15 protein-coding genes are annotated in these 14,722 nt (G+C 57.4%); 2 read left to right on the plus strand and 13 right to left on the minus strand.

Annotated features, from left to right (window positions below; translation table 11 throughout):
- Positions 1-34 precede the first annotated feature (34 nt).
- A complete protein-coding gene (locus BMY06_RS06815; protein WP_074982255.1) occupies positions 35-1,009 on the minus strand; it encodes a quinone oxidoreductase family protein in 975 nt (324 codons plus the stop codon).
- Positions 1,010-1,187: 178 nt separating this feature from the next.
- Positions 1,188-2,111: a LysR family transcriptional regulator gene (locus tag BMY06_RS06820; protein WP_074982257.1), complete on the minus strand. Its 924-nt coding sequence runs from the start codon at positions 2,109-2,111 to the stop codon at positions 1,188-1,190.
- A 332-nt stretch (positions 2,112-2,443) separates the two neighbouring features.
- Here BMY06_RS06820 and mmsB point away from each other — a divergent pair, with 332 nt between their 5' ends.
- Positions 2,444-3,337, plus strand: a complete 894-nt coding sequence (mmsB, locus tag BMY06_RS06825; protein ID WP_074982259.1) for a 3-hydroxyisobutyrate dehydrogenase — start codon at positions 2,444-2,446, stop codon at positions 3,335-3,337.
- Between the two features lie 70 nt (positions 3,338-3,407).
- Here mmsB and BMY06_RS06830 read toward each other — a convergent pair whose 3' ends face one another.
- From BMY06_RS06830 to BMY06_RS06845, 6 genes are all read right to left on the minus strand, one after another.
- Entirely contained in the window at positions 3,408-4,913 is a 1,506-nt protein-coding gene (locus BMY06_RS06830; RefSeq protein WP_074982261.1) for an amidase family protein, read from the minus strand.
- A complete protein-coding gene (locus tag BMY06_RS38510; protein ID WP_124263077.1) occupies positions 4,913-5,098 on the minus strand; it encodes a hypothetical protein in 186 nt (61 codons plus the stop codon). Before BMY06_RS38510 ends, BMY06_RS06830 begins: the two co-directional genes overlap by 1 nt.
- 45 nt (positions 5,099-5,143) lie before the next feature.
- Entirely contained in the window at positions 5,144-5,698 is a 555-nt protein-coding gene (locus BMY06_RS06835; protein ID WP_216822698.1) for an acyl-CoA thioesterase, read from the minus strand.
- Complete coding sequence (locus BMY06_RS38515) at positions 5,691-6,128, minus strand: hypothetical protein (RefSeq protein ID WP_124263078.1); 438 nt, start codon at positions 6,126-6,128, stop codon at positions 5,691-5,693. Before BMY06_RS38515 ends, BMY06_RS06835 begins: the two co-directional genes overlap by 8 nt.
- A 160-nt stretch (positions 6,129-6,288) precedes the next feature.
- Positions 6,289-6,573: a YciI family protein gene (locus BMY06_RS06840; protein WP_074982262.1), complete on the minus strand. Its 285-nt coding sequence runs from the start codon at positions 6,571-6,573 to the stop codon at positions 6,289-6,291.
- A gap of 96 nt (positions 6,574-6,669) precedes the next feature.
- The gene (locus BMY06_RS06845) at positions 6,670-8,196 is read right to left on the minus strand and encodes a CoA-acylating methylmalonate-semialdehyde dehydrogenase (RefSeq protein WP_074982264.1); all 1,527 of its coding nucleotides are present in this window, start codon (positions 8,194-8,196) and stop codon (positions 6,670-6,672) included.
- Between the two features lie 580 nt (positions 8,197-8,776).
- Here BMY06_RS06845 and BMY06_RS38520 point away from each other — a divergent pair.
- Entirely contained in the window at positions 8,777-10,030 is a 1,254-nt protein-coding gene (locus BMY06_RS38520; RefSeq protein ID WP_074982266.1) for a DUF4427 domain-containing protein, read from the plus strand.
- Between the two features lie 54 nt (positions 10,031-10,084).
- Here the strand turns inward: BMY06_RS38520 and BMY06_RS06855 are convergent, their stop codons facing one another.
- The 5 genes from BMY06_RS06855 to BMY06_RS06875 form a co-directional block, all read right to left on the minus strand.
- On the minus strand, positions 10,085-10,981 hold the full coding sequence (locus BMY06_RS06855; protein ID WP_074982267.1) for an alpha/beta fold hydrolase: 897 nt from the start codon (positions 10,979-10,981) through the stop codon (positions 10,085-10,087).
- Between the two features lie 270 nt (positions 10,982-11,251).
- The gene (locus BMY06_RS06860; RefSeq protein ID WP_074982269.1) at positions 11,252-11,974 is read right to left on the minus strand and encodes an ABC transporter ATP-binding protein; all 723 of its coding nucleotides are present in this window, start codon (positions 11,972-11,974) and stop codon (positions 11,252-11,254) included.
- A complete protein-coding gene (locus BMY06_RS06865; protein WP_080180198.1) occupies positions 11,971-12,687 on the minus strand; it encodes an ATP-binding cassette domain-containing protein in 717 nt (238 codons plus the stop codon). The genes BMY06_RS06860 and BMY06_RS06865 overlap by 4 nt, the downstream gene beginning before the upstream one ends.
- Positions 12,688-12,700: 13 nt before the next feature.
- Positions 12,701-13,831, minus strand: a complete 1,131-nt coding sequence (locus tag BMY06_RS06870; RefSeq protein WP_080180199.1) for a branched-chain amino acid ABC transporter permease — start codon at positions 13,829-13,831, stop codon at positions 12,701-12,703.
- Complete coding sequence (locus BMY06_RS06875; protein ID WP_074982270.1) at positions 13,828-14,694, minus strand: branched-chain amino acid ABC transporter permease; 867 nt, start codon at positions 14,692-14,694, stop codon at positions 13,828-13,830. The genes BMY06_RS06870 and BMY06_RS06875 overlap by 4 nt, the downstream gene beginning before the upstream one ends.
- Between the last annotated feature and the right edge of the window lie 28 nt (positions 14,695-14,722).

A 14,722-nucleotide genomic window follows, 5' to 3' on the forward strand; every position in this document is an offset into this window, starting at 1 on the left:
CACTTCCGCCTGGCAGGGAGATTTCGCTCAATTCTCAGGGAAGCAAAATCACTGAGCCGGATGTTTTTGCGGCTTGTACATCGCGATGCGCCTCCGCGACATTTTGAAGCGAGTATGTCGACGGCGACTCCGCCTTCAAATAGCCTGCACGCAGCATTTCAAAGACAGCGTCGGCACCGGCGTCGAACTCCGCGCGCTGCGCAGTGTAGTGTGCGACCGAAGCGCGGGTGACATACAGGGAGCCACGCGCCCCTAAAGTCGACAAGTCAATGGGTGGAGTCGGCCCCGACGCGGTGCCGAAACTGACCAGGATGCCACGCGGACGCAGACAGTCGATGGAGCCCATCACTGTATCCTTCCCCACGGAATCATAGACCGCAGAAACCAGCTTACCGCCGGTAATCTCCTTCACGCGGGCGACAAAGTCTTCCTTGCGATAGTTGATGGTGTGGGCACATCCGTTTTCTTGCGCGCGCAGAGCTTTCTCGTCTGTTCCAACAGTGCCAATTACCGTCGCGCCGATATGTCTGAGCCACTGACTTGCCAGCGAACCCACTCCGCCAGCGGCCGCGTGCCAAAGCACTACGTCGCCTTTCTTGACTTCATGACAGCGTCGAATCAGGTACTCGACGGTTAGCCCTTTGAAAAAGACGCTGGCCGCAAGTTGGTCGCTGATGTCATCGGGCAGCTTCGCCGCTCGCGCAGCGGGCAGCAGACGCTCGGTCGCATAGGCGCCAGGAGGGCCGCCTGCATAGACCACACGCTCGCCTACCGCGAATCCCTCCACTCCCGCGCCGACAGCTTCAACAACGCCGACACCTTCGACCCCCAGTCCCGTTGGCATGGGAAGCGGGTAAGAGCCCTCGCGGTGATAGACGTCGATGTAGTTCAATCCAACTGCCGTGTGCCGAATACGAATTTCGCCTTGACCAGGCGCGCCGAGTTCGACTTCCTCCCACTTCATCACTTCGGGGCCGCCCGCAGCGTGCACCTGAATTCTTCGCGTCATGCAATCACCTCATCTCCGTGCGGTAGAGACGTTCATACGCGGCCGAGCGGCACGAACTGCCAACTCTCTACCGGCTGGGACCATCTCGACATAGAAAACCTAAATCTTTGCGCCGGCCCTCAGCACGCGTAACTCAAAACATGAACATCCGTTGTGCACGTATTGCGTAGCAACGCCGTCACTTTTGTGCGGACTCCCCCATGAATAACCGAGCGTTACGATGAACGGCATCCGCAACGAAGTTAGCGACCTCGCGGATATGTGCAGCCTTTCGATGGTCCTGGTGAACGTGCATGTGGAATGACCGAGTCAACGCAATATCTTCGGGCAGAACGCGCACAAGTGTCGGAAAGAAGGCTGCGATGTATGCTGGAAGAATGCCGAGCGTCTGCCCTCCAAGGGTCGCAAACACCTGCGGCAACAACGCCGAACTGCGAATGTGCGGTGAGATGTCGTTACTTATGGCACTGAGATAGTTGAGCTCGGGGGCAAAAAGTCCCTCTTCAACGTACCCAACGAAGGGGTGTCGCTCAAGGTCCTTGACGGTCTTGATAGGCTCCGCTTGTGATAAATAGCTGCGCGAACCATAGACGAACATCCGATAGTCAGTCAGACGCCTCGACGCGACGCGCATGTGTTCCGCACCTGACAGGCTAATCGCGATGTCTACTTCGCCCTTCCACAAGCTGAAGGCCCGTGGCGCCGCGAGCACCTCAATTTCAAGGCCTGGATGCAAGTCCGTGAGTTCATGAAGTTTCGGCGTGAGGAATATGCTGCCAAATCCATCCGGCGCGCCGATACGCACTACACCTTGCAGTTGCTGTTCGTCCGCGCTAGTTGATGACTTGGAAAGCAACCACGCACTTTCGATTGTCTCCGCCGCCTGAAGCAGGCGTTCTCCCGCCGGAGTGAGGACGTAACCTGCGTTGCTCTTGTGGAAGAGCCTGTTCTTGAGTTCCGCCTCCAGCGACAGGATGTGGCGGGAAACGGTTGTGTGCTCAGTGCCCAACCGCTCCGCAGCCGCCGATAGTGTCCCGGTCCGTGCGACGGCCAGGAAATATCGAAGGTCGTCCCAATTCTCGCCCTGTTTTCTTGCCGGCATGTGGTGTCTCTTCCGCTCCATCTTGTAGTCGTCACGATTCTACCCCACCACAAATGACGGGCCAGGTCACTCTCGTTAAGCGCAGGCCGTGGCTATCGCGCCGAAACTTGTGTGCCACTGCATTGCAACAGCTGCTCATAACTGGCTCGAGCGTTCTGCTTTTAATGCGGCAGTCGTGCAAAACGCGCACAGCCGTTGGCAAGTCATGCGCTGTTGTGGCGCACGCTGCGGCCCTACCATGGATTCGTCCAGTGACCAACAACTGCATAGGAGACACGCAGTGGTCACAAGCAAGGACTTCCCTGATAACCAAATCGCAAAAGGAGCAATCCATGCCTACTCTCGCATGGCTCGGCCTCGGCCTCATGGGCAACCCCATGTCCAAACACCTCATCAAAGCCGGCTACACCGTTCGCGGCTATGACATCGACGCCGGCGCCTGCGAGCGCGCCGCGGCAAACGGTGTGAAGGTTGCGAAGACCATTGCTGAAGCTGTTGCGGACGCTGACGTCGTCTATTCGATGCTGCCCTCGGGAAGTGACGTGCACGACGTAATGACGCGGGCAGACGGCGTCTTTGCCAGCGCGCGCAAGGGCACGATGGTCATCGATTGTTCGACCATCGGCATTGACTACGCTCGCAAGCTGCACGTGGCAGCCGATGCAAAGGGCGTAGTCTTCGTCGAAGCTCCGGTGTCGGGCGGTACCGAAGGCGCACGTGACGCAACCCTGACCTTCATGATTGGCTGCGAACAAAAGCACGCGAGCAAGGCCAAGGAAATGCTGCAGCCGCTGGGCGACTACATTGCCTACGTCGGCGGCGCCGGCACCGGCCAGGCCGCGAAAGTGGTGAACAACCTCATCATGGGCGTGAGCGTGACGGTCAACTGCGAAGCAACGGCGCTCGGCCAGCGCCTCGGTCTCGACATGAAGGAATTCTTCGAGATTGCCACGCGCTCGTCTGCCGACAACTGGTCGCTGCGCCTCTGGAACCCAGCTCCGAATGTCGTTCCCGACGCACCGTCGTCGCGCGGCTATGCGGCCGGTTTCAAGACGTGGCTTCTCGCGAAAGACCTGCACCTCGCAATCGAAGCGGGCAAGGAAGTCGGCGCGGAGCTGCGCACTGCGGAAATCGCACACCAGTTGATGACGGAACACTCGGATACGGGTGGCCACGACCTCGACGCTACGTCACTCGTGCTGCACCTGAACGGCGGCAAGAAGTAAGTAAGGCCTCGACGAAGAGGGATTTGATAGTTAGCGCCCCGGACGGCCTTGGCCATCCGGGGTTTTTTTGTTAAAGCTCCAAGTAGCGAGCGTGCTTTTCCTGTTTTTCAAGAACGCTAGCAATGCGGATAAGCGTCTTCTCGTCGTAGTGCCTCCCGACGAACATCACACCGACAGGCAAACCGTCGATGCCCCCGCACGGAACAGTTATCGCAGGATGCCCGGTAAGGTCAATTCCGCCGCAATTGCTCCCGAGGTATTCGAAGCGGTCATCGAAGCAAGTCGCTTCGGTTCCTGCGAGGACCTGGCGAGGCGCCGTGGACGGCACGGTCGGCAGCATTAAAACGTCACATTCTTGCAGCAGTTCGTTATAGCCACTGCGCAGCCTGTTTGCCGCAACCTCGACCCACGTGTGGGAGCCACTGACCGCGCGTCGAACGTACGCGTCAATGGCCAGCGCGAGCTTCACGGAAGTCGGCGCCGCGTCCAAAGCGACTCGCTGCTCGAAGGAGGCATCAAATCCAGATGGGAAGCCACATAATGCGCCAAGGACGGCCTTGGATAACGACAGTCTGCTTCCCAGTGCAGTCAGGCCGCCGGCTCTTCGTATCGCTGCGATATGGCGATGAAGTGGCAGACTGACATCCGCTACGTCGAGGTCCGCGCGGCGGAGGGCGAAAGCCGCCTTGCGCACTAAAGCACTGACGCGTCCATCGAACGACGGACCAGCGCGCGTCGACTCACGCAGAAACCCAACACGCAACCTCTTATCGCCGCCATCACGTCGGCGCCCGCCTTTGTGCTCGCGTTCAATCTGCTCTGGTCCGCTTCCCATCAAAACGGATAGCAAGCGGCTCGCAGAGTTCACCTCCTGAGCGATGGGGCCAACGTGGTCCCACGCTGCGCCGAGCAAACAGACGCCATCGGTGGGAATCAGACCATTTGTTGGTTTGACGGCGACCAAGCCGCAGAGGGCTGCCGGAACAAGAATTGAGCCCACGCCTACCGCCATTTCCGCCTCGCTGGAAGCGACGATAGCAGCGGCACCAGATGCGGGGCCACCGGCGATATGTTGGCTGGAACTGGGGTTTCTTACAGGGCCGCCGATTGACGTATGGCTGCCATAGCCAAGCCGAAGGTACTCACAGTTCGATTTCCCTGCGATTACCGCACCGGCGTCGAGGACGCGCGTGACTACTTGTGCATCGAAGTATGGGTAGTGGCCCCGGAACATGTCTGTTCCGACACGCATGGGAAGGGTTGCAATCGCGACGCTGTCGTCAATGACGACACGCTGGCCAGCAAGAGGCCCACTAGCCTGGCTCGTTAGTTCACACTTGACGTGCCACGCATTGTTCCGATTGTCCGCAGTTCTGGGCACGATAAATTCGCGGCCCCTCGGTGACAACATCGGCGCATTTTGTCCGATTCTTCGGGCGCTCTTGTGCGCTTTAGTAAGCTCGGCCAGGAGCTCAATACAATCGCGTAACTCGCGAGCTGTGAGCTCTAATCCGACGTCCGCACCAATCGCGCGGATACGCGCCGCAATCTCTGCGTGCGGCGCGTACGACTCCATCAGTTATAGCCGAGAACCACGGCATCCGCGATTTCCGGCCGCTCGTCGGTACTACGCACCAAGGCAGCAACGGGATGCGAATGCATCTGCCGATATCGATTGACATCGTTACGCGCGGTGCTTGTGCGTCGAGTCGGCTCGTCCCGTAACTCGTCGAGGCCGTGCTCTGCGTGGTAGTTTGACATGGTGTGCTCCTCCGTACTAATGCCGGATTTGCGGTTGCAATCCGGCTACTGAAACTGCACAGGACGCGGGCGTCCGGTTTCGTCCAAGGCGACGAAGGTAAACTTCGCCTTGGTCACTGGCTGCGTATCTTCACTGTTCCGGTCGCGCTGCCAAGCTTCAACAGCGATGCTCATTGACGTGCGGCCGACAGAGAGAAGCGACGCATACACCGAGACTTCGTCGCCAACACGCACCGGCCGAAGAAACGAAATCGCATCAATCGCGGCCGTAACCGTGCGACCGCCACTATGGCGCGACGCAAACGCGGATGCCGCCAAATCCATCTGACTTACGAGCCAGCCACCGAAGATATCCCCGTAGGGGTTCGTATCAGCAGGCATAGCTGTCACTCTGATTGCAACAGGCACATCCGGCGGCGAGGCGTGGACATTGGATTGTTCGGAGCTATCGCGTGTATTCATCTCTTGTTGTGTTTGTGTCGCCTGCCCATGCACGGCGTCGTTTACATGCGGCGCAAAATAACTATTCATGGTCTCGGGCATCGCTCGTGGCGCAATCCCGCCGGTAGGGCCATTGCTCGTGTACTCGAGGTCACGCACGTCCAGTCCTCCGTCGTGCTTTCCCTGTCTGACCAGCTTCACGGAAAATACCCATAAGGCGAACGCCTTCTTCCAGCTGAGCGAGCGAGGAGGTCATCAGCTGAAATTCGTGCATATCCATCACTCGTGCGAACTCCTCGAACACATCGGGCTCAAGCTCGAAGGTTCCGGTTATGCGGCCGCGTGATATAGAAAGGCGCAAAGCCTGTTCTAGCCTCACAATGCATTCTCGTGAGAGCGCACCATATCCTTTGTGGGCAAACCAGGCGCATAAGAACAGGACTTCGCTAATCCATGTTGCTGCGCCTAGCCATTTGGTTCCGACTCGCGCGGCCTCGAGAGGTATGCGATAGCGCAGTGCAATCTCGTCACGGAGCGATTGTGGTGGGGGTTCGCTCTTTTCATAACGCACTGCGACGTTGTTTGACATTACCGACTGTATCGTCGATGCGATGGCGGACGAACTGTTCAACGCGGCCACTTGGTACCTCGACATCGTAAATCGTTGCCGACTCCGCAGAGTCGGCTAGAGCCCCTTCGTACTGCGTGAGGGCTGCAAGCCTGCAACCCTCACGCTAGCAATTCATCCGTCAGCGATTGTCGGTCGACTTCACGTAGGGATGAATCTGAACGCTATTCCAGACTCGATGGACGTAGAACGGGTCGCGTTGTGCAAACGCCCGCACGTCCTCGATGCTGTTCGCTTCAACCACGAGCATGCTGCCGATTTTCTTTTCGCCAGCGACCTCAGTGAACGGCCCTGCGACCAGCAGCTTGACCGTTGCAGCAGCAAGATGCGCCCGATGTGCCGGGTAGTGTTCTTCACGCGCGTTCGGCGTTGCGGGGTCGTCGGTGCAATAAATCACGAAGTTCATTTTTGTCTCCATGTGTTGCCAATGTGTCTGGTCTGTCGGCGAACAACTCAACGTGCCACAAGCACTTGCGCCTACCTGTGGCACACCCGAATCGGCTTACTTCAGATTGATGGTCGTGTTCACGCCATCGTTGACGGTCGCGTCGTCGAACCAGCGAGCGGTCACCGTCTTGGTCTGCGTGTAGAACTGAACCACCTGCTTGCCGTACGGGCCGAGGTCACCAAGCTTCGAACCGCGCGAACCCGTGAAGCTGAAGTACGGGACGGGCACCGGAATCGGAATGTTGATGCCCACCTGGCCGACGTCGATTTCGCTTTGGAAATGACGCGCTGCCGCACCACTCTGGGTGAACAGACCGACACCGTTGCCGAACGGGTTGCGGTTGACCAGCGCAATCGCTTCGTCGAGCGTCGGCACCGTCATAACAACCAGCACCGGCCCGAAGATTTCTTCGCGGTAGATTTGCATGTCCGTGGTCGCTTCGGCGAAGATGGTCGGGCCAATGAAGTTCCCCGACTCGTAGCCCTTCACCTTGACGTCACGTCCGTCGAGGAGAAGCTTCGCGCCTTCATCGACACCGCTCTGGATGAGCTTGAGGACGCGCTCCTTGGCAGCGCGCGACACGACCGGGCCGAGGTCAGCACCCGGCTCATTGCCGGCATTCACCTTCAGCGTCTTCGCGCGCTCCACGAGGTCAGGCAGCCACTCTGCCGTCTTACCCACGAGCACGATGACGGACGTCGCCATACAACGCTGGCCTGCGGCACCGAAGCCAGCGCCTGCGAGTGCGTTCAACGTATGCTCGCGGTTCGCGTCCGGCAGCACGACGGCGTGGTTCTTCGCGCCCATCATCGACTGAACGCGTTTGCCGTGTTCGCTGCCCAGACGATAAACATGCGTACCGACCGCCGTCGAACCCACAAACGAAATCGCCTTGATGTGTTCGTGCGTGCAGAGAGCGTCGACAACGTCCTTGCCACCATGCACGACGCTCAGCACGCCCTTCGGAACGCCAGCTTCGATAGCGAGTTCCACCAGCGCCATCGTCGAAAGCGGGTCTTGCTCCGACGGCTTCAGAACGAACGTGTTGCCGCAGACGATAGCCATCGGGAACATCCACAGCGGAATCATCGCCGGGAAGTTGAACGGCGTGATGCCGGCGCACACGCCAATAGGTTGACGCAGCGTGTAGGTGTCGACGCGACCGGCAACATTCTCGAGGAAATCGCCCTGCTGCAGCGTACCAATCGAGGCTGCATGCTCGACGACTTCTAGCCCGCGGAAGATATCGCCTTCTGCGTCGGGCACGGTCTTGCCCTGCTCGGCGCTGAGAATTTTGGCGATGCGCGGAAGATTCGCGCGAATCAGCTCCTGATACTTGAGCATAATGCGCATGCGCGCGCCGACCGACGTGTTGCGCCAGGTCTTGAAGGCTTCGTGCGACGACTTGATAGCGGCATCCACTTCGGCAGCCGTCGCGAAGGGTACGCGACCGATTACTTCCTGCGTCGCCGGATTGACGATATCGCGCCACTCGCTCGTCTTCGACTCGACGAATTCGCCGTTAATCAACAGCTTTGCGGTCGTCACAGCATTGTGGACATGGTCTTTGGGGTTGTTCATGTGCAGAGCCTGATATGGAAATGGTTAAACCGCCGGACAATGGCTCGAGCGCGACCATACGCTCTTACGGCTACCCAACCGAGCGTCTCTCACGGTCGCACCGCAAATCTGACGGCTGGCACAAACCGGTGTCTCCTCTCCGCATGAGCCAAAGTCCGAGCAAAGCCGAGTGGCTCGCTCAAACGCCCATGGCGGCCTCGGTTCTCGTCGGAGCACGGCAAATGCCGCTGCACCTGCCTCACCCGAGCCACGCTTTCCCCCTCCGACGCCCACAGGCGGTTCGGTGGAGATGACTAGCGTGAAACCATTATTTCCGTCATGAAGGCACAGAAAAAGTGCAAGCATCCGCAATGGTTGTGCATAAATCGCACGAGCCATAGACCCGCGGGGGCCGGCGAGCGGATGCCCGGAGCGCTCACGCTTCTGACATTCCGAACGGGCAAGCTGCTCCGAGACCTAGTCGGGCAGCGCACGTCGAACAGTCGTCAAGTCGAATTGAAACGGCGTCTTTATTAGGGGCCGCAGCTTGTCATCATTTCCTTGTATCATCTTCGCGGGAGTTAAATGCGCCTCAAATCACATGAAAAACAGCATCCGATTCGACCTGTCCGATTATCTGATTCATTTTTTTCGAGATGTCGACCTTGGCGGAGATTCTGGTATCGTTTTTCCTGAACACATGGGGTGGAATAATGTGTTCGAGGATGAACAATTGCCTGCGTACTTCCTCTTAAGAGCGGCTTTGCGAACCGGGCGACTTTGGTCGACCTGGTCCTACCGCGGAGGAAGGCGCACTGTGTTCGGGCCGGACCCCGCGGTTTGCTTCACTGAAATGCCGGTAGCAGCCTTCCTCGAAGCAGGAAAAACTCGCCGGGCGAATGGCGAGGCAATGAGTCCACTTGCGTTCGCATTCCCCAAAGGCGCTCTTCAACGACTCGGCGCGCGTGCCGCAATCTACGGACTGAGCGCTGATGTTGCGTTGCCGAATGGTGACGACGGCCAAGAACGCTTGCTGCCTGATTGGGCCCTTCCATCCCATGAACAGTACCGGTATGTAACGCACTTCATAGAGGACTCGAAGGTAGTGGATTGGATGCACGAGCGAGAGTGGCGATGGCCATATCGCTCACGGTCTAAAGGTCATCAAGACCCGGGCCGCACAATCAGCGAATGGAGTGATATTCCCGGCCTCGATTTTTATCTAAAGAAAATCGAAGGTATTGGCGTGATTGTGGAAACACGGCGACAAGCGAATCTTGTCCTCCACGACATCTTGATGCTTATCGACCGAAAGCTAGCCTCTCATTCGACATTTGGCTTTGTCCTTGTAAGTGATAACTTACCGTCACCAAACTCGATTCAAGGCCGCGTTCAGTTGAAGAACGAGCTTGAGAAAAGTATGGTCAATTTGAATCGTTTCTATTCTCTTTCCCACTCGCAGTACACTTACTACGTGGATTCATTCGCGAAGTTAGTCGCGCGGGTTGAGGCGACAACCGCGTACAAAACCGACCGGGATTACGGCGGATGCTGGCTCTGGCTTCATGACAATCGCGCAGATTTGACTCGAGCATTGCTGCAAGCAGGCCGCGTGGTCGTCACAAAAGAAGGACATTATTTGGCGTCCTTGCACGAGTTCTCAGACTATCGAGGCTTACGCCAACGAGAAATGATGACAACGCAGCTCGCAGAACTTGTTTTTCGGCAGTTCAACGTCCCTTGCTGCTTCTACTCTGTATCGCAAAGCGACAATCCAGAAGATGCCCCTAGCTACGCTGGCCAGCATGACCGCGATATCAGCTTCTACAACACTGCATACCGAGAGCATGCCTGATTTACATCTTGGCGTTTCAACGAGCCGCCCTGGCGTCGCCGCAACTATTGGCGGTCAGTCCTCTGACCGCTTGTAGACGCTCAAAACCGCTCGCGAGAACTCAAGTGGTGCCTCTTGAGGAACATTGTGGCCTACACCGGCCAGAATTCGGTTCTCGTGGCGGCCGATGAAATATCTCAAACTTTCGCTTGCACCGCCCACAGGCGTAACACCATCATCGCTGCCTTCAAGAGTTATAGCAGGCACTCGAATTGGTTGCATTTCGGCTAGGAGGCGTTCCATTTCATCAAACTTCGGGTCTCCTTCGACCAGGCCATAACGATGACGATAGGAATGGATAACGACATCGACGAAGTCAGGATTGTCGAAGGCCACTGCAGACTGCCGATACGTCGCCTCGCTAAATCGCCACGTTGGAGACCACATCGACCAGAGAAGTCGGCAGAACTCACGGCGATTTTCAGCTAGACCTGCTCTACCGCGCTCACCATGGAAGTAATATTGGTACCAGAGTCGATGTTCCGCTTCTGCATTTGCCGGTTCCCGCGCTTTGGCAATGTTTTGTATGTTGTATCCGTTAACGGATACGAGACCACGCACACGCGAAGGATGGAGGGTTGCGACGATGCACGCTGCACGGCCCCCCCAGTCGTAGCCAGCAAGCACTGCGGATTCGATGTAAAGCGCATCCAGCAGTTCAACAAGGTCAGTGCCCAGAGCCGCCTGCTGCCCCGAACGCAGTGTCGCAGTTGAATGAAAGCGCGTCAGGCCATAGCCCCGAAGGTACGGCCGTATTACGCGCGCACCGTTGCTGGCCAGATGAGGCACGACTTCATCATACGCGTGAATGTCGTATGGGAATCCATGCAGAAGCACGACCGGCCAGCCTGTTGCCTCTCCGGACTCTTCGTAGGAGATTTGCAACTGCGCGGTTGCGACCGTCTTCAGCATGGAGCTTCTCCTGACCATGAAGCCAACGGATTGGGTACCGAGCTTTACTTCGGAATATACGGCTTAACAAGGGAATTGAAAATCCAAAGCGAGCGACGCCGAGTCACCGCGCACGCCATATCGCCCGCTGGACAGGCTTTTCCGACCAGCACCCAGCCGCACGAACCATCGAGCGCGCACTGCAAACTCAACGTAGAAAGCTAGATATGAATCGGGCTACTTTATACATTTCGACGCCGTTTATTGCTACGTGTCACACCGTTGCAACCGTTACGTATGCACACCAGCGTACTGGCTGACAATTTCGAGGTCGTTCAGATGTTCGCGCGGAATCTCTCCAACAAACTGGCCGCGCCGAATCACAAGCACCCGCTGAGATACGGCAGAAATGAAATCGAGGTTCTGCTCAACCAGGACAATTGCGAGATTCATGGTCGAACGCAAATTCACTAACGTCTCCGCAATCTCCTCGATGATTGACGGCTGGATACCCTCTGTCGGCTCGTCGAGAAGCAGAATGGAGGGCTTTCCCGCCAACGCGCGGGCCAATGCAAGAAGTTGCTGTTCCCCGCCAGACAGGGACCCGCCCGGTCGGTCCAACAACCGCTTCAGCCGCGGAAAATGCTCGAGAAGTACCTCAATTGCTTGACTAGCGTCCTGCCCCGTTTTGTATAACCCGAGACGGAGGTTTTCGTGCGTCGTAAGCGTCGAGAATATGGCGCGACCTTGAGGCACGTACGCAAGTCCTCTGCGCGCCCGGTCGTGCGGCTTGAGTCCAGTGACGTCCGCCCCTGACAGACGAATCTCGCCGTCCGTCGCCTTCAAAGCTCCAATCAAAGTTCGGAGAAACGTCGTTTTGCCCATCCCGTTGTGACCGAGAATTCCGACCGACTCACCGGCTTCAACTGAAAAATCCATGCCGAAAAGCACAGGAACTGAGCCGTATCCCGAGCGCAATCCGTTGACTTCCAGCAGCTTCTCTTTTGCGTTCATTGCGGCTTCTTCCCGAGATAAATCTGCTGAATAAAGGGGTCGCTCATGATGTTCTCCGGCGTGTCCTCACGAACAACCGCGCCTTGATGGAGCACAGTCACCTTCTTCGCAATCTTTCGAATGAACCCCATGTCGTGCTCCACAACGACGAGCGCGTGATTGCGATTGATTTCCAGAATGAGCTCTGCCGTCCGCTCGACTTCCGCGTCACTCATACCAGCGGCGGGTTCGTCCAGCAGTATCAACGGGGGGTCTCCTGCGATTACAACACCAAGCTCAACCCACTGCCGCTGACCGTGAGCGAGCAGACCGACAATTGCATCGCGAAACTTGAGCATCCCGACGCGCTCGAGCACTTCGGCAGTAACTCGTTCGGTTTGTAGTGGCGCGTGTTTACGGCGAGCTGCTATCCAGACGTTCTCCCAAACCGTGAGTCCGTTGAACAAGCTCGGCACCTGAGTCTTGATGCCAATACCGAGCCGACCAGGTTCGTGCGGCTGCATACCAGCAATATCTTGACCGCGGAAGAGTATCTCGCCGGACGTCGGCTTCACTTGTCCCGTGAGAAGCTTGAAGAACGTGCTCTTACCCGCTCCGTTCGGACCGATAACGCAGCGAAGCTCACGCTCATCGAGCTTGAAATTGACATCGCGCGTCGCGTGCACGCCGCCGAACCGTACATTGAGATTCCGTGTTTCAATAAGTGGTGTCATGTCGGCATATCCTTCATACGTCCGCATTAGCCACATCCGCCGTGCCTTGGCGGGCAATCGCTTCGCTGCGGCCATCCTGCGTCTCATTCGACTCCTTGCGGCGCAACCTAAGAATCCAGTCGACGATGTTCCCGATGCTCGGGACAATGCCCTTCGGGACGAGTAGCACGAACCCGACAAGAACCGCACCCAACACAAGATTGGAGTTCACGACCTGTTGCGCGCCGATTTGAGTTGTGAGCCACTGTATTGCGATGCACCCGAGAACGGGCCCGACAAGCGTATCCAACCCGCCAACGATGACCCAGATGATTATCTGGGCCGACTGAGACAGCCCAAAGATAGTCGGACTGGTAAAGGCACCCCAGTTGGCAAATAGGCATCCAGCGAGTCCGGCAATTGCTGCGCCCAGCACGAACGTCGCGAGCTTGTACGCGCGCGAGTCGTAACCAAGGAGCAAAACGCGCTGCTCGTTTTCTTTGGCCGCAACAATGACGCGTCCAACCTTGCTCGCAAGCAACCAACGCAACAACCCATAAACGACCAAGAGCGAGCTCATTGCGATGTAAAAGATGCCCTGCGGCCCGATGATATCGTCAGGGTTCCCCGGATTATTCAAAGTCTGAATACCCGGAATCCCGTTAAAGCCGCCCAGAGATGCTTTGCCGACGTTCCATTCCGGCCCAGCCGTCGAGTTCATCACGTTGAAGAGGATAAGCGTCACAGTGAGCGTGATGACGCCCATGTACACGTCGGAGAGTCGGCCGTAGAAAATGAGATAACCAAGAATTGCGGCAAACAGCGCTGGCACGACAATGGATAGCGCGAACGGCAAGGTACTGTCGCCCAAATTGGCAACCGCAACCGCGTACGTGTACGCTCCGATGCCAAAAAATGCGGACTGCCCAAAACACAGGATGCCGCCAAATCCCCAAATGAAACCCAGACTGACGGCAAGTATTGCCATCACCACGTACACGGTTGTTTGCACGAGCGCAAAATCGTCGAGGACGTGCGGCAAAGCGAGCATAAGTGCCCCGCCAATCACGAGTGTAAGCACAGCGCTCTTCCACGACTTTGCAAAGCGCTGCACCGTGCTCGCGGCGGGAACAAGCTGTCCCTTCGTCTCTCCAGCGTGGCTCATAGCGCCCCCTTGAAGAATCGGCCAGTGATGCCTTGGGGCAAAATGCGAAGCATGACGATTGCGCCCACGAGCAACGCGACTTCACCAAACACGGGCGTAGAAGCGAACGTCATCAACTGGTTGATTGCACCGAACAGCGCTGAAGACGTCACGAGTCCAAGGACGACGGCAGGACCGCCGCCAATTACTGTGATGAATGCTTTTGCAACGAATGCGCCGCCCATCGTCGGCACGACACCTGTGAGAGGCGCGAGCAGCGCGCCTGCCAGTCCTGACAGCGCTGCACCCAGCGCAAAAGTGCCCGAATAAACAACGCCGGGGTCAATACCGAGTGCGTCGGCCATCTGTGGGTTCAGCATCGTCCCGCGGGCAATCAGCCCCAGCGACGTCCTGACCAGCAACAATCGCAGCGCAATCACCAAGACGATAGCGACGGCGATGATGACGAGCGAGTAGTTGCTGACGGAGTACGCGCCCACCGAGAAGCTGCCGAGCGGCGCCGAGATTCCCGTAGTCGTATTGCCTACGATGGAGGTGACAACCCCAATCAAAAGCAACGACAGGCCCCAAGTCACCAGCATCGTATCGACCATGCGTCCATACAGCCTGCGAATGAAGAGACGCTCAAGGACAACGCCAACAAGCGCGACGAAAGCGGGAGCGACGACGAACATGCTCAACCAGATGTTGATGCCGAACTTCGTTGCAGTAATGACGGCATACGCACCCAGCATCATGAACTCACCATGAGCGAGATTGATGACTTTCATCATCCCGAACACAACAGCGAGTCCGGCCGACACAACAATTAGGCTCGCAATCGCAAAAGCGACCTGGATGGCAACAACGGCTACAAGGTCCATCTTGTACCTCTCAATCGAAAATTCCGTG

This window comes from Paraburkholderia tropica, from assembly GCF_900109265.1.
Classification (GTDB): Bacteria; Pseudomonadota; Gammaproteobacteria; order Burkholderiales; family Burkholderiaceae; genus Paraburkholderia; species Paraburkholderia tropica.